This is a genomic window from Sorangium sp. So ce362, from assembly GCF_051519845.1.
Lineage (GTDB): Bacteria > Myxococcota_A > Polyangia > Polyangiales > Polyangiaceae > Sorangium.
Map to the genome: position 1 here is coordinate 11812129 of NZ_CP150332.1, position 21288 is coordinate 11833416.

The window sequence follows — 21288 nt, forward strand, 5'->3', positions numbered from 1 at the left end:
GCCTGCCCCGGCGCGGCGACCTTCGCGCCGGCCTTTGCTGGTAGACTCGCGCCCATGGCCGATCTGAACGACCCCGTCCGCCTGGCCGAGCTGCACGGCGCCATGCTGCGCACGGACGCGGACGCCATCCTCGACGCCTGCGTGGCGCGGGCCGCCAGGCTCGCGCGGGCGCCGATCGCCTTCGTGAGCCTCGTCGTGCGCCATATCCAGCTCCTGCGCGCGCACCACGGGCTGCCCCTGGAGCTCGCCGTGAGCTGCGCGACCTCGCGGAGCAACTCCTTCTGCCAGCTCGTCGTGCGCGACGAGGTGCCGCTCATCGTCGAGGACGCGCTGCGCGACGAGCGCGTCCCGAAGGAGCTCGTCGAGCATTACGGCATCCGCGCCTACGCCGGGGTGCCGGTGCGCGTGGGCGGGCACGCGATCGGCTCGCTCTGCGTGCTCGACGTCGTGCCCCGCCGCTTCGACCCGCGCGCCATCGACGGCCTCGAGCAGCTCGCGCTGGAGGTCGCCGGCCGGCTCTCCGACCTCGTCGAGCGCGACGCGCCGCTCGGCAGCGCCGACCTGCAGGAGCGCCTCGTCCGCGTCGAGCAGGCCACGCGCGTGCTGGAGCGCGCGCTCCTGGCCCTCGCCCCGGTCGTCGCCGCGGCGCAGAGCGCGGCGGGGCCGCGGCCGCCGGTCGACGCGATGCACGCGACCCCCTCGGCGCTCGTGACGCTCGCCAGCCTGCGCGCGGCCGTCGGGTGCTGGCGCGACATGGGCTCCGTCGCCGAGGAGCTCTGCGACGAGGCCGCGGCCATCGCGAGCTCCGCCCCCGCGGCGTCCGGGCTCGTCGCGGCGGCCCGGGCGCTCGCGCGGGGCATGGCCGAGGTCGGCCCGCTCGTCCGCCTCGCCGAGGGCGTGCTCGAGGGGACGCTCGAGGAGACCGCCGCCGAGCGGGGGAGGTCGCTCGTGCTGCGCGGCGCGCTCGAGGCACACGAGGCCGCCTGCGCTGCGGTGGGCGAGATCCGCGCGGGCGCCCTGCGCGCGCGGGCGGCGCCAGCCGGCAGCGCGGCGTGAGCGCCGGGCGCCGCGGGGAGCGCCGCGGCGGCGCGCGGTAGGTGATTTGCAGCGCGCACATAACGTAGACTCGGCGCTCGAGCCATGCCGCGCCTCTCGCTCTCGTTCGCGTCAAAAGAGGAATCGCTCTCGGTGCGGCGCTTCGCGGTCCGGGAGCAGATGTCGTCGCTCTTCGAGGTGTCGATCCTGGCCGTCTCGGAGCTCGAGGACCTCGATCTCGACAGCATCGTGGGCAAGGCCGCTGCCTTCAAGGTCGAGTCGGCCGTCCTGCAGTCGGTCGTGCCCTCCCGGGTCTGGGCCGGCCTCTGCTCCCACATGGAGCAGGTGCAGGCCGAGCCGACGGGGCTCTCCACCTACCGGCTGCGCATCGTGCCTTTGCTGTTCCGGGCGACGCTCCGGCGCAACAACCGCATTTTTCAGCACATGACAGCGCCCGACATCGCGCTCCTCATGCTCAAGGAGTGGGATATCGAGCCGGAGGTGAAGCTGAGCGCGAAATACCCCGCCTACGAGTACCGAGTGCAGTACGGCGAGACCGATTTCGCGTTCATGTGCCGGCTGCTCGAGGAGGCGGGCATCGCCTTTCATTTCGCGCACCGCCCGGGCAGCGGCATGGGCGCCGAGCTGACCCGCCTCGTCCTGAGCGACGCCCCGCAGCGCAACGAGCCGCGCTCCGAGGCGCCGATCGCCTACGTCGAGAACCCGAACCGCGCCGCCGGGCGGGAGTACGTGAGCGAGGTGATGGTGAGCCACGAGGTGCGGCCGGGTCACGTCACCCTCCGCGACTTCGATTTCAGGATGAGGCCGGATTACCAGCTCTTCGCCGAGGCGAAGGAGGGCCTCGAGGACGAGCTCCGCTACGAGCACTACCACTACCTGCCCGGGGCGTTCGTCGTCGAGCCGGGCAAGGGCGGGGATACGCCGGTCGCCGACGACAGGGGCGTCGCGCGGGTCGACATGAAGGAGGCGGAGGGGCTCGCGACCCGGAGCCTCGAGAGCGAGCGGCGCGGACGGCGCTCGGTCCAGTACCGCACGAACGCCCTCGACCTGTGCCCCGGCGTCGTCCTGTCGATCGGCCAGCACCCCCGCAAGGAGCTCGGCCCGGGCCAGGCGCTGCTCGTCGTCGCCTCCACGTTCGAGGGCGAGCACGACGGCGAGTGGACAACCACCGGCGAGGCCGTGTTCGCGGAGCACCCCTACCGCCCCGCGCGGCGGACGCCGAGGCCGCGGGTCGTGGGCGTGCAGAGCGCGATCGTGGTCGGCCCGCCAGGCGAGGAGATCCATACCGACGAGTTCGGGCGCGTGCGCGTGCAGTTCCACTGGGACCGCGAGGGGCGGTTCAGCGACGCGAGCTCGTGCTGGATCCGCGTCAGCCAGAGCTGGGCGGGGAGCCGCTATGGATTCATGGCCATCCCCCGCGTCGGGCAGGAGGTCCTCGTCGACTTCTTCGACGGCGACCCCGACCGGCCGGTGATCGTGGGCCGCGTCCACAACAACACGACGCGCGTGCCGTACCCGCTGCCCGCCGAGAAGACCAAGAGCGGCTGGAAGAGCGACTCCTCGCCGGGCTCGGGCGGGTTCAACGAGCTCTCGTTCGACGATGCCGCGGGGCGCGAGCTCATCCACGTCCAGGCGCAGCGCGACTACTCCGAGGTGATCAAGCACGATCAGCGCTCGACCGTGCTCTCGAACCGCTCGGCCAGCGTGACCGGCGGCGACTCGGTGACCGTCGGGGGCAGCCAGAGCTCCAGCGTCATCAAGGATCAGAGCCACACGATCGGCGAGCAGCAGATCAACAACATCGGCGCGGGCCGCACGTCGATCATCCGCACCTCCGACGCGGTCGACGCCGGCGACAGCCAGAGCGTCACGGTCGGCGACGGCGTCGGATACACGATCAACAAGGACAGGACCGTCCAGATCACGAACGGCGTCGCGTCGATCCGGATCACGCCGGAAGGCATCTTCATCGACGCGAACGGCAACCTCGAGATCTCGGCGGGCGGGCTGCTCAAGCTGTCCGGCGCGGAGGTCCAGATCGACGGCGGGCCGAACGTGTTCATCAACAGCACGTCCGCGAAGGCGCCCTCGGTGGCGACGATCGGCAAGGCCAGGGCCCCGAGCGCGCCGGGCGGGCCGGGCAGCGGGGGCGCGACGAGCGTGCTCGCGGAGGTGATGCGCGGCGGCGGCGCCGTCGCCTCGCCGGGGGGCATCGCGGACGTCGAGGTGAGGAGCGCTCCGCTGGGGCTCGACCGCGCCATCGCCACGCCGCCGCTCAACCCGGCCGCGGCGCCGGCGTCGCTCCAGATCGGGCCCGGCGCGGGCGCGGCGATCCTGGAGGCGGTCCGCGCGCCCTCCTCGCCGCTCGCCGCGCTGGTGAAGACGGGGGCCGGCGCCGTGCAGCTCTTCCGGCTCGCGGAGGGGGAGAGCCTCGCCTCGCTGCCGTCGACGCTGGACGTGCTCGGTCCGGTGCTCACCCGGCCGATCCCCGCGCTCGGCGACCTGAGCGCGAGCGACATCGGGTCGCTCGTGAACGCGGGCAGCGCGGCCGGCCTCCTCCACGTAGGCGGCGCGGGCGGGCAGGTGATGCAGCTTCTGGCGCTGCGGACCGCCGCGGCGCCGCGGTCGGTGAACGGCGCGGCGGTGAAGGCCGAGGCGCAGGCGACCGAGGCCTCGGGCGCGCCCCCCGAGCGGGCCTACGCGGGGGCGCTGTCGGCCCAGGGCGTGGCGCTTTACCGGGGCGATCTGAAGGGCGGCTTCGCCAGGGTGGAGCCGTGACGCCGGGGGCCCGTGGGATGCCGGAGGGCGAGCGCAGCTCCTCGCGGCGTGGAGGCGGAGACGATGCCGCGAGTTGAGAACACCGACGTGTCCTTCGACGTGCCGCGCGACTGGGAGGACCGCTCGGTGGTGGCCTTCTCGGCGCCGGCGAAGCCCGGGCAGGGGATGGCCGCGAACCTCGTGATGACGCGCGACACGCTCGCGGCGGGCGAGGACATCCGGCGGTACGGCGACCGGCAGCTCGTCGAGATCGCCAGGCGGCTCGACGGCTTCCAGCTGCACGCGCGGCAGGAGATCACGCTCGGTGGCCAGCCGGCGCTGGAGCTCCGGTTCGTGTGGCGGGGACAGAGCGGGCCGCTCGAGCAGCGGATCGTGTTCGTCGCCGGGCGCAAGCCGGCGGTCCTGAGCTTCACGGCGACCATGCCGAAGGGCGAGGCCGCGCGGCTCAACCCGGTCTTCGACCGCATCCTCGCGAGCGTGAAGCTCGGCCAGGACTGAGGGGGCCGTGAGGCCGTGAGTGCCCTCGAAGCGGCCCGGATGGGCGACGAGATCGGCCACACGTCCGCGTGGGCCGGCCTCATCGCGGGGGCGTGCATCGGGCTCGCGATCGGCGGCGCGATCCTGTTCACCGCGGTCACCGGGGGCGCCGGGGCGATCCTCATCGGCGCGGCGATCGCCGGCGGCGTCGGGCTCGGCGCCACCGGCGCGCTGGCCGGCGCCGAGATCGGCAAGATGTTCGAGGGGTCCCCGTGCGGGGCGATCGAGACGGGATCTCCCGACACGTTCATCGAGGCGAGGGCCGCCGCGCGCGCGGAGCTCGACGTCATCGAGCACGGCGACAGGAAGGTCGCGCAGGGCAGCTCCACGGTCCTCGTCAACGGCAAGCTCCTCGGGCGCAAGAGCGAGAAGGCCGAGTGCGGCGGCGTCATCCGAAAGGGGGCGTCGTTCACCTTCATCGGCGGCGACACGCTGACGGTCGTGCCGATCGAGGACGAGGTGCCGTCCTGGCTCATCACGACGCTGCAATGGACGGCGCTCATCGGGGGCGGGGTGGCGCTCGTCCTGACGGGCGTGGGCGTCGGCCTGCTGGCGAGCGCGAGCGCCGGCGTGCTGGCGGGCGTGCGCGCCGGCGTCACCGTCACGGCGCTGGGGCTCGGCGGCTCGCTCGGCGGCGGGTTCATCGGCAAGCACGTGGGCGGGGCGGTGGGCAGCCTCGGCGGCGAGCGCGCGGCGCGGATCGGCGAGATCGTCGGCGAGCTCGGCGGGAGCCTCTACGGCGGCGTCCGCGCCGTGAAGCTCGGTGAGCAGCTCGGAGCGCTCCGGCTGCCCGCCGCGACGCCGGCCACGCCGGGGAGGAGGGCGACGCCGAGCCCGCAGGAGGTGGCGAGGGCGCGCACCTGGACCAACGAGCGGATGGCCGAGGCGCCGCCCCCGGACCCCGCGGCGAACGCGAGGCTCGACGCGAGGATCGCGGAGAACCGCGCGGCGTACGAGCGGGTGCAGCGGGGCGAGCTGGAGCACCCGAACACGACCCCCGAGCGGCTCAAGATGGCCGTCGAGGGAGATGGCGACGGCCAGCGCGTCCCGCTCACGTACAAGGATCGCGCGCAGCTCGACCGGCTGCAGGGGGAAATGAAGAACGTCTTCGAGTCCGAGGGGATCACCGACGCGACCGTGCAGCAGCTCGGCTCGGCCACGGACGGGTTCAAGGGCAACCCGGACAAGCCGTTCGGGTTCTGGTCGTCGAAATCGGACACCGATTTTGCGATTCACAGCGATCAGGCGCTGGTGCAAGCGCAGCAGGCGGGCGCGCCCTACAACGCCAGGTACGGGATCTTCAAGAACGGCGAGGCGCCGAGCGCGCTGAACCCGGAGGGGAGGCCGGGGCTGGCGAACACGTCGCTCGGGAGCAAGCTGAACGCGCTCGCGGAGAGGTGGAACGTCGAGATCTATGGTGAGCCCAACCCGAGCAACGGCGGCTTCGACTTCAAGCTCAACGGGGCGCAGGAGCCGAACGGCAACTTCCCGACGATCTACCGGGGTCCCGAGGCCTACGGCGCGACGCCCCCCGCCCCGCAGATGCCGGCGGGCAGCGCCGGGACGGCCGGCGCGGGCGGGACGAGCGTCTCGACCCCTCCAGGCGACGGCGACCCCTGAGCGGAGGCGATCATGAGCAAGGCAGCCAGCACGACGCTCGCGTGGTCTTTCAAGAGCGATCTCTCGCAGGACGAGATGCGCAGGCGGCTCGACGAGCGATGGCCGTCGGCGTGGGCGATCTCGGACAGCGATCGTCACGGCGACTACCTCGCCGGCAAGCTCACGCCGGAGGCGGCGGCGCGCATCTACGAGGACGGCCCCAGGTTCGTTGTGCACCTGCGCTTCTACTCGGCGGGCGGCGACGTGAGGATGCAGCTCCTGGAGGCGCAGCAGCGGCTCATCGTCGAGGTGCTCCCGCTCGTCGGCGCGCGCGACGTCGAGCCGACGGAGCCGCTCGACTGACGCTCCCCTCGGTCCGGATCAGTCCGACGCGCGCCCGGGCCGCAGCTCGTCCGCGGTGAAGACCCTCCCGAGCGCGATCGCCTTGAGCGCGTAGCGGCTCGGCTCGAGCTGATCCTGCCTGAGGTGCGCCTCCGCGAGGATCCGCACCTTGAGGCTCGTCATCATGGGCAGCCGGTGCTCCAGGGCCTTGGGCAGGTACAGCGGCAGCGCGCGCTGCACGCCCCCCGCGAGCAGCGCGCGGATCCACACGTCGCCGAGCACCTTGCGGGTCTGGTACCGCCGCTGCTCGAGCAGGAGCCGCTCGGTGTACGCCTCGATCTGGCCGGCCGGCAGGGCGCGTTGCGACTGGGCGAGGTGCTCCTTGAGCTGCTGGGTCAGCCGGTCCACGACGCCGGTCGAGCTCTGGAGGTAAGGCGACTTCAAGAGCTCCCCGACCGAGTCGATGGCGTCCTTGAGCTGCTTGTCGAGGCCCGCGAGCGGCGTGACCACGGCGACCGTGGCCCTGAGCGCCTCGAGCTCGTCGAACGGGAAGCGCGCCTCGCCGGTCACGAGCACGAGCGGCGGGGCGAACCGCTTCCGGTCGCCGAGCGACGCGAGGATCGCCTGGTGGACGCCGCCCGGATCGATCGGCGACCCGTCGGTGAGCACGCCGAGGACGTGGTGGCGGTCCCTCGCCGCGGCCGCGTCGTCGGCCGGCAGGTCGTGGCGGGGGTCGAGCTCCTCGAAGTCGAGCTCGAGGATCAGCTCGCGCCATCGAGCGCGGACGCGCGGCAGCGCGTCGGGGTCGAACCAGAGCAGCTCGACGATGTCGTCGGGCTGCGCGGCCGCGGGCCGCGGCGACGGCGCGCTGGCCCTGGCGTCGCCGTCGCTCTCGGTCGAGCGAGGCAGCGGAGGGCGGGCCGCGCTCTCGGCGGCCCCGAACCTTTGACCCACCGTCATCGGCGGCGTCGCGTCTGCCGCCCAGGGCGCGGGCGCGAGGGCGCTCAGCGGCGCCTGCTCGGCGGGGGGCGCGGGCGGAGGCGGCGGGGCTTGCCGCACCACGGACGAGACCGAGAGCGCGGCGAGGCTGCTCAGGGCCTCGGGCGCGCGGAACGGGAGCCCGGCGCCCGAGGGCCGGCTCGAGTGGGGCACGCTGTCGGGCCCGCGTTCCTCCGTCTTCCAGGGCAGCACCGGCGCCTGCTCGGACTGGAGCGCGGGGATCTGCGTCTGGGTCGTGCTCATGCCGGCGCGCCGGGAGGTCGGGGGCATGGACCGCTCGGCCTCGCCCCACGAGAGCTGCGACGGCTCCAGGCTCACCACCACGCGCCCGTGCTCCTCCGGGTGCTCCAGCGCGATCTGCGCGCGCCAGGTCAGCGAGCCGCGCCCCCGCGCGGCGTCGATCCAGAGCGTGTCGCAGCGCATGGCGACCTGTCGGGGGCCGCCACGCCGGCCCTCGACGGTCGCCACGGGGCGGAGGCCGGGCAGGCTGGTCACGAGGCGCGGGTGCTCGGGGTGGAGGTTCTCGAGCACGAGGCGCTCGTCCTCGCGCAGCGACGAGAGCTGCTGATCGGCGGGGGCGATGTTGAAGTAGGCAGGGTCGAACCCGGCGGGCAGCGGCTTGCGGTTCCAGTCGCGATGGGGCCACCCGGCCGCGTGGCGGCCGAGCTTCTCGACGCGCGACGGCCACGTCGCGGCGATCGGGCCGAAGCCGACGGGCTCGATGGACTTGCCCGGCTCCGAGATGACCACCCCCGGAGGCTGGAGGTTGGGGACGGCGAGCTGCCCGTAGGCGTTGCGCGAGGCGCCGCTCACCCCGACCGGATTCCACGACCCCGGCCCCCCCGCGGCGCGCTCGTAGACCAGCGGCATCTGCGAGAACGGCGGGCCCTCGTGGAGCGCCCCGTCCTGGGAGAAGACCCGGTCGCACCACACCTCGATCGACTTGTCGACGTCGCCGACGATCATCCTGGTCGTCAGCGAGCGAACCGGCGCCTTGCCCGGAGCGAACGCGCACCCGACGAGCACGACGTCGGCGCGCGGCTTCGCAGGCGCGAGATCGCTCGCGGACTGCGGGCTCCTCGACGGCGCTTCCTCGGACGTCGCGTCGCTCGGGTTCGGCGCGTCCTGCTCGGGGGCGAACAGCGACTCGCCGGGGCGGAGCAGGAACGTCCCTTTGCAGACGACGGTGAGCACCCAGGAGCCGGCCTGGGGTTGCCAGAGGATCGAGGCGACAGGGAGCGGACCAGCGGCGATGACGTTCATGGTGGAAGGGGTCTCCAGGCGCGCTCGCGCGCCCGCTCGATCACCGCGGCGCGGCGGTCGAGGGCGGCCCCGGCAGCTCGCGGGTGACCTCGCCCGCGTCGGCGCCCTCGGACGGGGGCGGCTCCGACCCCGGCGTGACCGGCGTGCCCTCCCAGGTCGCGCTCCTGTCCCGGCTCCCGTAGACGTACGGCGGACGGGCCTCCAGCTCCCGCGCGATGCGGGCGAGCTCCTCGTCGAGGTAGCGCGGGTTCGCGGCCAGCCGCTCGCGGACGCCGCTGTTCACCACGTAACCGCGGATGTCGGGGCTCTCCGGGTAGTACTTCGTGAACACGTTGTACCGGAAGAGCGGCTTCAGCCGGTGCATGTCCCTGGGCCCGGTCGGCAGCGGCAGGAGCTCGACGAAGCTCTTGCGCTTCGCCCGCTCCTCCAGCCGGTCGAGGACGAGCTGGAGGCTGTTCTCGAGCAGGTGGGGCGCGCAGTGATCCGCGAAGTCGTCGTAGAGCAGCCGCATGAGCGCCCGCGCCTCGTCGATCGGCAGCTGCGCCTGCCGCTCGCGGCCCATGCGCCGGATGAGGACCATGAACGGAGAAGGCTGGTTGCCCGTCGCGCGGATCTCGTCGGGATCGCGGAAGTCGGGCTGGCGGTAGGGGAAGTGGCGCGGGTTGATCGCGTCGAACCCGCCGCGGCCGTAGAACAGGATGCGCTGCCACGACAGGCGCTCTTCGGGCGTGAAGTACTCGACCTCGGCCGCGAGATCGAGGTTCATCCCGAAGTACTTGCCCGGGGCCGCGGGCGCGGGGAGCGTGATCTTCCCCATCGCGTGCAGGTCGGCCAGGTACTGCATGGCGAGCTCGACCGGGGCGATGCGCAGCCAGTACGACAGCACCGTACCGCGCGACTCGGGGATCATGAAGATATGGGCGAGATAGATGACGCAGAGATCCGGCGCGTACGCCGGGTTGATGAGCACGGTGCCGTCGCGCACCCCGCGCACGTTCCCGTCCGAGTCTCGCGCCACGAGCAGGAAGTAGCGCATGTAGGTGCCCGACGGCTCGGGCGTGAACGGGTCGTCGCGCAGGAAGGCGTGGATCGCCTCCTTGCGCTCCATCTCTCCATGAGGGCCGAAGCAGTCCCAGAGGATCTGATACGCCGTGTCGAAGTCCGGGTCGGATGGGTCTTCGATGGACCAGATCTGGTATTTCCGGGTTTCGCGCTCGATCATCTCCACCACGTCCTGGTGGAAGAGATCCTTCATGCAGAGCCGGACACGTCTCTTCAAGCAGGGCTCCCGGGGTCCATGGTGCCAGACGGAGCGTTCATCTGATAGATAATCATCGTGACCCGGGCAGCTCTCGTCGACACGCGCACCCACATCGATTCCGCTCGCTCGGTGTGGAGCGAGGCGGGGCCGGTCTATGAGCCCGTCCCACCGCTGCGCGGGGACGCGGTGGCCGATGTGGTCATCATCGGGGGAGGGTTCACCGGCGTCTCCACGGCATACCATCTAATCCGCCGATTTCCGAGCCTTCGCGTGATGATCCTCGAGGCGCGTCACCTCGCGAACGGCGCGAGCGGGCGCAACGGGGGGATGATGCTGAACTGGATTAACGGGGTGAGCTACCGCGATCCGCTCCTCACGCGCCGCGTCTACGAGGCGACGCGCGCGGGGATCGACGGTATCGTCGCGATGATCCAGGAGCACGACCTCCCGGTGCGTCACCGGCGCGACGGCTGCCTGGAGGTGCTCACGGATGCCCGGCGGGCGGAGGCGGCGCACGCGCGGGTGGAGCGGCTCGCCGGGTGGGGCATTCCGCTACAGTACCTGGACGGCGCGGCGCTCGCGACGCGGCTCGGCATCCGCGGGGCGGCCGGGGCCGTGCTGGACGCGACCGAGGGGCAGCTCAACGGGGTTGACCTGCTGCGCAGTCTGCGCCCGCTCCTCCTCGCGTGGGGGGTCGCCCTCCACGAGGACACACCGGTGCTCCGGATCCAGGAGGGACGCACGATCGAGCTGACAACACCGGGCGGCGTCGTCCGGGCCTCGGCCATCGTGCTCGCGACAAACGGCTACACGCCGCGGCTCGGCTACTTCAAGACCGGAATTTTCCCGCTGCACTCGCACGTGCTCGCGACCGAGCCGCTCGATCCTGGGGTGCGCGCCGCGCTCGGCTGGGGGCAGGTCGCCGGCTTCAGCGACGACCAGGACCGGATCGCGTACGCCAGCATGACCCCCGCCGGCGAGCTCGTGTTCGGCGGGGGCAGCAACGCGGCCTATGCCTATCTCTACGGGAACCAGACGTCCTACCCGGGCTCCCCCGGCTCGGCGGGGCCGGCGTTCGAGGCGATCCGGCGCCGGCTCGTCGGCTATTTCCCCGAGGCCGAGCGGGCGCGGATCGCGCACCGCTGGACGGGGACGCTCGGGATCACGATGAGCCGGATCTGCAGCATGGGCGTGCGCGGCGAGCACCGCAACGTGTACTACGCCCTCGGCTACAGCGGCCACGGCGTGACGCTCGGCAACCTCGCGGGCCGCGTGCTGTGCGACATCTACGCGGGCGACGACGCGCGGTGGCAGGACTTGCCCTTCTACATGTACCCGCTCGGGGGCGTCCCGCCCGAGCCGCTCCGCTGGCTCGGCTATCACGCGTACACGAAGCTGACGGGGCGCTCGCCGCGCAAGGCGGCGTGAGCGCGGCGCCGAGGTGAGCGCGGCGCCGAGGCGCGCGCGGCGCCGAGGTGAGCGCGGAGCGCTTGCATGGCCGGAGCGCGGGGCGCTATTCGATGCGGGGCCATGTTCTGCGCGCGCTGCCACCGGGAGTACGACGCGGGCCATCGGTTCTGCCCCTACGACGGCGCGGAGCTCGCCGAGGCGCGGCGCGTCGACCTGTTCCGGTTCAAGCCGACCCGGCTGCGGGGGACCGTCCTCGGGGAGCGCTACGAGGTGCGCGGCTACCTCGGCAAGGGCGCGATGGCGCGCGTCTACCTCGCGATCGAGCTCGAGACAGGGCAGCCGGTCGCGATCAAGGTCCTGGAGTCGTTCGCGGCCCGGGCGGAGCGGACGCGCGAGCGGTTCGTGCGCGAGGCGCAGAGCGCCGCGATGATCGGGCACCCGAACATCGTCAGGGTGCTCGACGCCGGCACGCGCTCCTCCGACGGCGCGCCGTACATCGTCATGGAGTACCTCTTCGGCGAGTCGCTCGGCGACTGGCTCCGGCGCGAGCGCCGCATGGAGGCGGACCTCGCCATCCCGGTGCTCGCCCAGGCCGCGTCCGGGCTCGCCGCCGCGCACCGGGCCGGGATCATCCACCGCGACGTGAAGCCCGACAACCTCTACCTCGTGGGCGCGCAGGGGGACCCGTACGCGGTCAGGGTGCTCGATTTCGGTCTGGCGAAGATGCAGGCCGCGGACCACATCACGGCGACCGGCACCGCGGTGGGCACGCTCGAGTACATGGCGCCCGAGCAGGTCGTGAGCGACAGGCCCGACGCCCGCACCGACGTCTACGGGCTCGGCGTCGTCATGTTCCGGACCTTCACCGGGGAGCTCCCGTTCCCGCGCTCGGATCAGTCCGAGCTCCTCGCCCGGCAGCTCGTGACGCCGCCGCCCCGCCCCTCGGAGCGGCGCCCGAGCATCGATCCGCTGCTCGAGTCGGTGATCCTGAAGGCGATCCGCAAGCGCCCGGAGAACCGCTATCCCTCGATGGAGGCGTTCGTCGCGGACCTCGAGCGGCTGGCCGGCGACCGCGACGGGCCGCTCTCGGCGGAGGAGCCGCTCCCCGAGCCGGACGACGTCTACGTCCCGCAGGGATCGTTTGCCAGGAACGCGGCGATCTACTTCTATAGGCGGCTCGGCATGGAAGCCCCACGCTTCGACTGAACCCAACACCACCTCCCGCGGGCGCTTCCCGCCACCCAGGAGATCCGTATCGCCATGGCCTACTCTGCTGCATTCCGATGTCTGACCGGCTGCCCCGGGAGCTACCCGCTGACGCAGCCCCTCTACCGCTGCCCGACCTGCGGCGGCCTCCTCGACGTCGCCCACGACATCGACGCGCTCCGCGATCGGAGCCCCGCCACGTGGATGAAGCTCTTCGACGAGCGCTACAAGCGCACGGTGTGGCCCTACGGCTCCGGGGTCTGGGGCAAGCGGGAGTGGGTCTCTCCCCAGGTCCCGGACGATGCCATCGTGTCGATGGACGAGGGCGGCACCAACCTGTTCTGGGCAGATCGCTACGGCCGCTCGCTCGGGCTCGATGAGGTCTGGGTGAAGCTCTGCGGCAACAGCCACACGGGGTCGTTCAAGGACCTCGGGATGACGGTGCTCGTCTCGGTGGTGAACAAGGCGATCCGCGAGGGCCTCGAGGTGCGCGCGATCGCGTGCGCGTCGACCGGGGACACGTCGGCCTCGCTCGCGGCGTACGGCGCGGCGGCCGGCCTGCCGGTGGTCGTGCTCCTGCCGCGCGGCAAGGTGTCGACGGCGCAGCTGGTCCAGCCGATCGCGTCGGGGGCGCTGGTCCTCTCGCTGGACACCGACTTCGACGGCTGCATGGCCATCGTGCAGCGGCTCTCGGCCGACGGCGTTGTCTACCTGGCGAACTCGATGAACGCCCTGCGCCTCGAGGGCCAGAAGACCGTGGCGTTCGAGATCGTGCAGCAGTTCGACTGGACGCTGCCCGACTGGGTCGTCCTGCCGAGCGGCAACCTGGGCAACGCCTACGCCCTCTACGCCGGCTTCAAGATGCTGAAGGATCTCGGCCTGACGACGCGCTTCCCCCGCCTGTGCGTGGCGCAGTCGGCGCGGGCCAACCCGCTCTACCGGGCGTGGGCCGAGGGGCGGAGCGAGGTCGAGCCGATGAAGGCGGGCGAGACGCTGGCGAGCGCGATCCAGATCGGCAACCCGGTGAGCGCGCCGAGGGCGATGCTGGCCCTCCAGGCGATGAACGGGGTCGCCGAGGAGGTGACCGAGGACGAGCTCTGCGACGCGGCGGCGCGCGCCGATCGCACCGGGATGTACACGTGCCCGCACACGGCGGTCGCCCTCGCCGCCCTGGAGAAGCTCGTGAAGAAGGGCCTCGTGGAGAAGCGCCAGCGGGTCGTCGTGGTCTCGACCGCGAACGGCCTCAAGTTCACGGAATTCAAGGTGAAATACCACGAGCGCGCGCTCGCGGACGTGACGAGCCGGCACGCCAACCCGCCGGTCGAGGTGCCGCCCGACTACGACCGCGTCCTCGCCGCCCTCGACAGACACGCGGGCAAGCGCTGAGCGGAGCAGGCCTGCCGATGCGCTGAGCGGTCGCGACGTGCGATGATCGGCGCGCCCGATCGGGGCCGGAGGGGGCGTCGAGCCTGCGGGACAGCGGCGCGGGCGCGTCGTGACGCGCTCGGTCCCCCCGGCATCCTCGTTCGGCAGAGGCCTCCGTGGACATCCGCCATCGCACGCTGCTCTCGTTCGCCCCCCTCCTGACGGTGGCGGTCGCGCTGGCTGTCTTCCTCCCCCGGGTCAACTCGACGCTATCGCGGATCTCGGCGCAGCAGCTCTATCTCCTGGGCGACCTCGTCGCCATGCAGGACATGGAGCTCGCGGTGATCACCCAGCGCGAGGGCGTCGGACAGGCGCTGCGCGGGTTCAACGTGTCGCTGGCCGCGACCGATTACGCGCGCAGCCGGGACCATACGCTCGTTCATTTCAATGGGTCGCGGGGCGAGCAGGGCTCGCCGCAAGAGCAGCTGTGGCAGCACCTCGCCGCCGTGTACGCCGATCTCGACGCGCAGCACGCGGCGATCTTCGACGCGATGCAGGAGGGCGACGCGGCGCGGGCGACGTCGGTGTTCTACGGCGATGCCCAGGAGCTGACCTACGTGCTCCTCTCGACCGCGCGGGTGGGCCAGTCGCAGAACAAGGAGATGCTGAGCGACCTCCAGGCGAGGAGCGGCACGCTCAAGCAGCGCGCGCTGTTCGGGCTCGCCATGGGCGTGGGCGGCAGCCTCTTCCTGGCGCTGACCTTCGGGTGGCTCCTGATCCGCGAGATCGTGCGCCCCATCGAGCGCCTCGCCGCGGACGCCGCGCGGTACGCCTCGGGCGACGTCTCCGGGGAGCTCAGCCCGGCCGGTAAAATCAAGCAGATCAAGCACTTGCGCGACGCCTTCCAGCACCTGCTCGGCGTGACCCTGGCGCGGCAGGGCCGGCTCCAGCACGCCTACGCGGACCTCACGGATCGGGTCGCCCGCGAGCAGCAGCTCCGGGAGACGGTGCAGGCCCTCAACGAGGATCTGGAGCGCGCCAAGGGCGAGCTGGAGCGGCGCGTGGCGGAGCGGACCGGGGAGCTCATCGTCGCCAACGAGCGGCTCCAGGTCGAGCTGGCCGAGCGCGGCCGCGCGGAGGCGGCGCTGAAGGCGAGCGAGGAGCAGCTCCGGCAGCTGAACGAGGCGCTCGAGCAGCGGGTCGTGGAGCGGACGGCGGAGCTCGCGACGGCCCAGCGCCAGCTCCTCGACACGGCGCGGCGCGCGGGCATGGCGGAGGTCGCCACGAACGTCGTGCACAACATCGGCAACGTGCTGAACACCGTCAACGTGTCCGCCAAGCTCATCGCGGAGGAGCTCGGAGGGCTCAAGCTGGAGAGGCTCCAGCGGGCGACCCAGCTGCTGTCGAGCCACCGGGACGACCCCGGGCGGTTCCTCGCCGAGGACGAGCGGGGGCGACACCTCATCTCCTACCTGGAGGCGCTGTCCGCCGCGCTGGAGAGCGATCGCCAGCGCACCCTGCTCTACGTGGATCAGCTGGGCAAGAGCGTCGACCACATCAAGGACATCGTCCGGACGCAGCAGACCTATGCCGGCACCACCACGGTCGTCGAGCCGGTGCAGCTCTCGGAGCTCCTGGAGGACGCCGTCCGGATGAACGACGCGGCCCTCTCGCGCCCGCACCTCAGGATCGTGCGGGCGTTCGCGTGCCCGCGCCCGGTCTACGTCGACAAGCACAAGCTCTTGCAGATCCTGATGAACCTCATCAGCAACGCGAAGTACGCGATGGACGAGCTGCCCGGCAGGGAGCACGAGCTCACGCTGCGGATCGAGGCGAGCGGGGCGGAGCGGGAGGGCGTCGTCCGGATCTGCGTGCAGGACACGGGGGTGGGCATCGCGAGCGATCACCTGACCCGGATCTTCTCCCACGGGTTCACGACGCGCAGGGGCGGCCACGGCTTCGGGCTGCACAGCTGCGCGCTCGCCGCCGAGGAGATGAGCGGCGTGCTGTCGGTGAAGAGCGACGGCGCGGGGCGCGGGGCCACCTTCACGCTCGAGCTCCCGCTGCGGCTCGGGAGCGCCGCCGCGCTGCGATCCGCGGCGCCGTGAGCGGCCGGCGCCGGCGTTGCGCGCCGCCCCGCCGCTACCTGCGCCGCCTCGCGCGGCGCCGCCCGGGCCTCCGGCGCGCGCCCGCGGAGGTCATCGCCGAGGCGATGCCGTCCTGCAGGGTGGCGTGCGTGACGATCCCGCTCATGTCGACGCCGAGCGCGACGAGGGTCCTGGCCACATCGGGGCTCAGGCCCGTGATGATCACCTCCGAGCCGAGCAGGCGCACCGCGGTGGCGGCGCGCAGGAGCTCGTCGGCGCACTGGCCGTCGATCCGCGGCACCCCGGTGATGTCGAGGATCGCGACGCGCGCGCGGCGGGACGCGACGCCGCGGACCAGCGTCTCCTGCACGCGGCGCGCCCGCTGCGCGTCGAGGGCGCCGACGAGCGGCATCACGACGATATCGTCGCTGATGGGGATGAGCGGGGTCGACAGCGCCGCCAGGATCTCGTTCTGCGCCCGGAGGGCCTCCTCCCGGGCGCGCCGCGCCTCGGTCTCCGCCTCGGCGCGCTTGCGCTCGGTGATGTCCCGCACGATCACGACCGCCTCGGCCCGATCGCTGCCGGCGATCCGGACCTCGTAGTCGCGCGTGCCCTCTCGGAGCTGCTCCTGGTACTCGAAGACGTGCGTCGCGTCGTCGGCCAGCGCCCGCGCGACGAGCTCGGTGATCTGCTCTGCCACGCGGGCAGGGAACACGTCGGCGACGTGCCGGTGCAGGAAATCCTCGGCGCGGAGCGACGGCCTCGACTCCCTCGACGCCTTGAAGTCCAGGCAGATGCCGTCGCTGCTGATCCGGAGGATCGTGTCGGGGATGGCGTAGAGCAGCGCGCGGTTGTTCGCCTCGCTCCGGCGCAGGGCCGCCTCGACGCGCTTGCTGCCGATGAAGTGGCCGGCCTTGGCGGCGATGGCGAGCAGCACGTCGAGCAGCCCCGGGTCGGGCTCGCGCGGCTCGGCATCCATGAGCTCCAGCACGGCCGCGACCCGCGCGTCGGCGCGGACCGCGATGGGGAGCTCGACCGCGAAGCGGAGGCCGGCGCCCCGCGCCGCCCGCGCGCGCGGGTCGTCCTCGACCGCGTCGAGGTCGCAGAACCAGCTCGGCTCCCCCTGGGCGAGCGCGCGGCCGGGCAGCCCCGCGTCGCGCGCGAACCGGGTACCCCGGGTCGCCGCCTCGAGCGCGGCCGAGTCGTCGGGCGCAGCGCTCCAGGTGTGCTCGCAGCGCAGCCCGTCGCTCTCGTCGTCGCCGAGCCACAGGGCGCCGAACCGGAAGCCGAGCGTCTCCCCGAGCGCGCTGAGGAGCGCGAGGACGCCCGAAGACAGCGTCGTCGACTCGACAAGGATCTTGGTCACCGTGTACTGCGCCGACACCTTGTGGTTGGCCCCGGACAGGGCGCGGCGCTGGTTCCACTTCTCGGTGAGCGCAAAGGCCATCTGGCGGACCTCGTTCGGGTCGAACGGCTTTGCGAGGATGAGGAGGTTGTCGGTGTTCCCGAACCGGGTGGAGATCTCCTCCCAGGCGTAATCCGAGTACGCTGAGCAGAGGACCGCCTGGATCGCGCCGTCTTCCTGCCAGATGCGCGAGAGCGTCTCGATGCCGTCCCACCCCGGCGGCATGCGCACGTCGACGAAGGCGAGGGCGTACGGCGCGCCGCGCTGCTGCGCCTCACGGACCTTCTCCAGCCCCTCCGCGCCCTGGGTCGCGGTCGTGAGCTCGAACCTCACCGGCCTCCGGCCGGGCGCTTCGCGGAAGAGCGCCGACTCGAGGCCATCGAAGGTCGACCGCTCCGCGTCGGACCGGAGGATCCTGCGGAAATCCCCGTGGATGGCCTCGTTGTCGTCGATCAGCAGAATGCGCCGGTTCTGCTGCCAGCTGGGGTCCCGCATGGCCTTGTCCTTGGAGCGTGAGGTCGAGATCCTATTCGACCGGAGGCGCGCCCTCGCCCCCCGCGGGCGGAGGAGGCGTCGGCCGTGACCGCGCCTCGCCCGTGGGGGATTCATCCTCGGTGGACGGCGGCGGCGGCGGCGGCGGCGGCGGCGGCATCAGCGGAGGAGGGCTCGCCTCCTCCTCGCTGTCCCGCGCGGGGGCCTCCGAGGCGCCGAGGGGGAGGTTCACGCCGCCGGGCTTCCTGGCGGTCGCGGCCGCGCCCGAGCCCGCAGCGTCGCCGGCCTTGCCGCGGCCCCGCGCGGCGGGCGAGTCCGCCGCGTGCGGATCGAACCGCGGCCGCTTCAGCGCGCCGTGGACGTGCCAGCCGTAGAAACCGTCGGCGCGCTTCGACCGCTTCATCTTGGGCTGCTGCATCTCGATCAGCCCGGGCACGCTCGACCCCGGCGCGCCGAGCAGCGACTTTGTGACGTCGTTCTTCGACCGGTAGGCGTCGGCGAACTTGAAGCGGACGTAGAGGTCCGCCGTGGAGTTGTTCCACGGCTCGCGCATGTTGACCTTGCCGTCGCCGTCGAGCTCCAGGTCCCGGCCGTTCGCGGTCATCTTCGTGATCTTGAGGACGCCGTCCTTCGCCTCCGCCGACAGGAGGAGCTCGCCGAGCTTCGCCTCCGGGAGCGCGATGAGCCCCTGGATCTTCGTCTTGCCGTCGCCGACCGAGACCTCCTTGGCCGAGACCTCGAGCGCGCCGTTCGCCTTGTTGAACTTGCCTTCGGGCGCGCTGAGATCGAGGTTCGCGCTCAGCGTGCCGGCGATCGGCAGGCCGAGGATGTCCCCGAGCGGCTCCACCTGGGCGAGCTCCACGTCCGAGACCTCGACGTGCACGTCGCCGTCCGACTTGCCCATCGGGACCACGCCCTCGACCTCCCCGCCGAACACGCTCGCCCAGAACGAGATCCGCGTCCGCCCGATCAGGAAGGGCAGGATCTTCACCCGGGCGTGCGCCTCCTCGATCTCGATGACGCTCGGCTTCGGCGCGCTGTCCTTGGCGGCGTCGCCCGAGGTGAAGGCGGCGGCGCCGCTCGACCTGCTGCTCGATCCGAGCTCGTTCGGCGGCAGGATGAGCCGCACGCCCTTCATCTCCACGCCCGTGAACCAGTACGAGTCGAGCTCGTCGATCTCGAGGCGCTGCGCCGGGCCGGAGCCCCGCTTCTGCTGCGTGCGATCGAACTCGGCGATCAGCCGATCCTTGAGCCGGTCGTAGGGGAACGTGAGGTAGCCGAAGAGGCCCAGACAGAAGAGGTAAAAGAGCGGGTAGGCCGCCCACTTCGCGATCTTGACGAGGCGCTCCTTCATGGCTCTTGCTCCTCGTCGTCGGCCGCGGGCGCGGCCGGCGCAGGGCTCGCCGGCTGGGGGTCGCCCTTCCGGTCGAACGCGGAGACGCCGAGCTCCACCTCGTACGAGTCCGGCTCGCCGGCGCGCGGCTTGATGTTGAGCTTCGTCACGGCGACCGGGTGGCCCGAGCTCTCGATGCGCTCGAGCATCTTGGCGAGCCCGAGCATCCCGATCCGGTGCATCTTCACCACCGTGACCCGCTCGGTGTACTTCTTGCCGTGCGGGACGTCGGGGCGATCCTGCGACTCGGCCGCGGCGAGCCCCTGCTGCTTCGCCGCGTCCTCGATGAAGCCGGCGAGGGGCGGCGCAGGCCGCGCGTAGCGCGCGAGCAGCGCGTCCTTCTGCGCCTTTCGCTCGCTGACCTTCCCCGAGGCCTCGTAGATCGACTGGAGCAGATCGCGCACCTCGTGGTTCTCGGCGCGCTTGCCGGAGGCGATGCTCGCCAGCCCGATCGGCACGAGCAGGAGCACGATCACCCCGAGGAATCCGAGGAGGATGGTGAGGAGCCGGCGCTCGCGCGGCTCCAGCTTGTCGAGTCGCTCGCGGAGCGTCATCGCGATCCCTCGGGTTTATCCGGCGCGCCCGCCGAGGCGCTGTCCGCTCCATCCGCGGCGCCGGTCTTCTTCTTCTTCTTGTCCTCGCACTTGAGATCCAGCTCGAGGACGTACTTGTGCTTGCCCTCCGTGAACTGGCTCGTCCGCCCGATCTTCACGTCGCGGAAGCAGCGGTGTTCCTTCAGGTGATCCGCGATGATCTGCGCGTCCGACACCGACGGGACGACGCCCTGGAGGGTCACGTGGCCGCGGTTCACGTCGAGCTCGAGGACGTCGTGCGTGATCTCCTTCGGCACGGCCTTCGAGAGCTGCACCATGACGTCGAAGGCGTCGACGCGGGGCATCGGGTCCTCGTCGGCCGCGGCGGGGCCCTGGTCGAGCAGCTCGCGCGCCTTCTGCGGGTCGCTCGTCTCCTCGCCGAGCACGTCGCGCGAGGCGGTCGCGAGCGACGCGAGCAGGAGCTCGCGCTCCGCGTCGAGGGTGCGCAGCTCCGCGACGATGGAGAACCCGAAGCTCAGCGCGATGACGGTGCCGAGGCCGGCGAGGATCGGGATCTTCTCGCGCAGGAAGGGGTAGCTGCGCTCGGCCTCGAGCGCGCCCCGCCTCAGGTTGAACCCCTTGGTCTTCGGCGTCAGCCCGAGCGCCAGCCCGAGCGCCTTGGCGAAGCGGGGCAGCGCCGTGGCCTGCTCGGGCGTGAGCCCTTCGAGCCGCGGGGTCGGCAGCGGCAGGATGGTGAGGCCGAGCTGGGTCGACAGGAACATCTCCGCGCCCTGGGCGGTCGCGCCGCCGCCGACGAGGTACAGCCCGGCGAGCGGCTCGCCGCCGAGGTTGCGCCACGCCGCGAGCGTCTGGCGGAGCTCGCGCGCGAGCGCCGGCGCCGAGCCGGGGAGCCCGGCCGTCCCCCGCGACAGCGTGCGGGCGAAGACCGGCTCGCCGCCGGAGAGGATCACGATCTCGGAGGTGAGGTGGTCGAGATCGAGCAGCGCGATCGGCACGCTCGCGCCGGCGGGCGACGGCGAGGCGAGCTCCGGCATCACGGCCTCGAGGTTGGCGAGCGCCACCGCGCCGAGCGCGACGCGCTCCGGCTCGAAGCCGAGCGCCTCCTTCACGACGGCGATGCGCTCGCGCACGTCGTCCGTGCGCGCGACCGCGGCGAAGATCGGCAGCGTCTCGGCGTTGAGCGGCCGCTTGAGCACGCGGTAGTCGAAGACCGCGTCCTCCATCTCGAACGGCACCGTGGCCTCGAGCTCGAAGCCGAGGACGTTCTCGACCTCCTTGTGCGCGGCCGCGGGCAGATCGAGGCGGCGGTAGAACGACCGCTCCCCGGAGAGCGCGATCGCCGCGCCGTCGGGGCGGTGGAGCCCGACGGCGGCGCGGATCGCCTCGGCCTCGGAGACCGCGTCCGTGACGGCCGCCTCGCCGAGGGCCTCGACGAAGACCCTCCTGTACGAGGTGCGGATGAGCGCCGCCCGCACCACGGATTTTCCAGCATCTATCCCGAGCAGCCTGTGCATTTCCGCGCTTCTTCCCGGAGGGGTGTC

At 72.3% G+C, this 21288-nt stretch carries 15 protein-coding genes; 9 read left to right on the top strand and 6 right to left on the bottom strand.

Translation table 11 applies throughout. The features are described 5' to 3' along the window. Positions 1-54 precede the first annotated feature (54 nt). From WMF17_RS45275 to WMF17_RS45295, 5 genes are all read left to right on the top strand, one after another. Complete coding sequence (locus WMF17_RS45275) at positions 55-1056, top strand: GAF domain-containing protein (RefSeq protein WP_437599750.1); 1002 nt, start codon at positions 55-57, stop codon at positions 1054-1056. Positions 1057-1140: 84 nt separating this feature from the next. Next, positions 1141-3834, top strand: a complete 2694-nt coding sequence (locus tag WMF17_RS45280; protein ID WP_437647136.1) for a type VI secretion system Vgr family protein — start codon at positions 1141-1143, stop codon at positions 3832-3834. 63 nt (positions 3835-3897) lie between these two features. Then, a complete protein-coding gene (locus tag WMF17_RS45285) occupies positions 3898-4332 on the top strand; it encodes a DcrB-related protein (protein ID WP_437647137.1) in 435 nt (144 codons plus the stop codon). Between the two features lie 15 nt (positions 4333-4347). After that, the gene (locus WMF17_RS45290) at positions 4348-5991 is read left to right on the top strand and encodes a PAAR domain-containing protein (RefSeq protein WP_437647139.1); all 1644 of its coding nucleotides are present in this window, start codon (positions 4348-4350) and stop codon (positions 5989-5991) included. A 12-nt stretch (positions 5992-6003) separates the two neighbouring features. Beyond that, positions 6004-6333, top strand: coding sequence for a hypothetical protein (locus WMF17_RS45295; RefSeq protein WP_437599754.1), 330 nt, complete (start codon positions 6004-6006; stop codon positions 6331-6333). Positions 6334-6351: 18 nt separating this feature from the next. Here the strand turns inward: WMF17_RS45295 and WMF17_RS45300 are convergent, their stop codons facing one another. Then, positions 6352-8574 (bottom strand): DUF2169 family type VI secretion system accessory protein, encoded by a 2223-nt coding sequence (locus WMF17_RS45300; RefSeq protein WP_437599755.1) that lies wholly within the window; start codon positions 8572-8574, stop codon positions 6352-6354. Positions 8575-8614: 40 nt separating this feature from the next. Next, positions 8615-9853 carry a hypothetical protein gene (locus WMF17_RS45305; protein WP_437647140.1) on the bottom strand — a complete coding sequence of 413 codons (1239 nt, stop codon included), beginning with the start codon at positions 9851-9853 and terminating at the stop codon, positions 8615-8617. A 111-nt stretch (positions 9854-9964) separates the two neighbouring features. On the opposite strand from WMF17_RS45305, the gene WMF17_RS45310 reads away from it, so the two are divergent. The 4 genes from WMF17_RS45310 (at position 9965) to WMF17_RS45325 (ending at position 15924) form a co-directional block, all read left to right on the top strand. Then, positions 9965-11263 carry an NAD(P)/FAD-dependent oxidoreductase gene (locus tag WMF17_RS45310; protein WP_437651473.1) on the top strand — a complete coding sequence of 433 codons (1299 nt, stop codon included), beginning with the start codon at positions 9965-9967 and terminating at the stop codon, positions 11261-11263. A gap of 102 nt (positions 11264-11365) precedes the next feature. Then, a complete protein-coding gene (locus WMF17_RS45315; protein WP_437599758.1) occupies positions 11366-12451 on the top strand; it encodes a serine/threonine-protein kinase in 1086 nt (361 codons plus the stop codon). A gap of 54 nt (positions 12452-12505) precedes the next feature. Further along, the gene (gene thrC / locus WMF17_RS45320; RefSeq protein WP_437599759.1) at positions 12506-13837 is read left to right on the top strand and encodes a threonine synthase; all 1332 of its coding nucleotides are present in this window, start codon (positions 12506-12508) and stop codon (positions 13835-13837) included. A gap of 155 nt (positions 13838-13992) precedes the next feature. Further along, positions 13993-15924, top strand: a complete 1932-nt coding sequence (locus WMF17_RS45325; protein ID WP_437647142.1) for a sensor histidine kinase — start codon at positions 13993-13995, stop codon at positions 15922-15924. A 34-nt stretch (positions 15925-15958) separates the two neighbouring features. On the opposite strand, the gene WMF17_RS45330 is transcribed toward WMF17_RS45325, so the two are convergent. The 4 genes from WMF17_RS45330 to pilM are packed head-to-tail and all read right to left on the bottom strand — an operon-like array spanning position 15959 to position 21261. Then, positions 15959-17803 carry an STAS domain-containing protein gene (locus tag WMF17_RS45330; protein WP_437647144.1) on the bottom strand — a complete coding sequence of 615 codons (1845 nt, stop codon included), beginning with the start codon at positions 17801-17803 and terminating at the stop codon, positions 15959-15961. A 31-nt stretch (positions 17804-17834) separates the two neighbouring features. Further along, positions 17835-19154, bottom strand: coding sequence for a type II secretion system protein GspN (gspN, locus tag WMF17_RS45335; protein ID WP_437647146.1), 1320 nt, complete (start codon positions 19152-19154; stop codon positions 17835-17837). Continuing rightward, entirely contained in the window at positions 19151-19747 is a 597-nt protein-coding gene (locus WMF17_RS45340; protein WP_437599764.1) for a hypothetical protein, read from the bottom strand. The genes gspN and WMF17_RS45340 overlap by 4 nt, the downstream gene beginning before the upstream one ends. Continuing rightward, complete coding sequence (gene pilM / locus WMF17_RS45345) at positions 19744-21261, bottom strand: type IV pilus biogenesis protein PilM (protein ID WP_437599765.1); 1518 nt, start codon at positions 21259-21261, stop codon at positions 19744-19746. The genes WMF17_RS45340 and pilM overlap by 4 nt, the downstream gene beginning before the upstream one ends. Between the last annotated feature and the right edge of the window lie 27 nt (positions 21262-21288).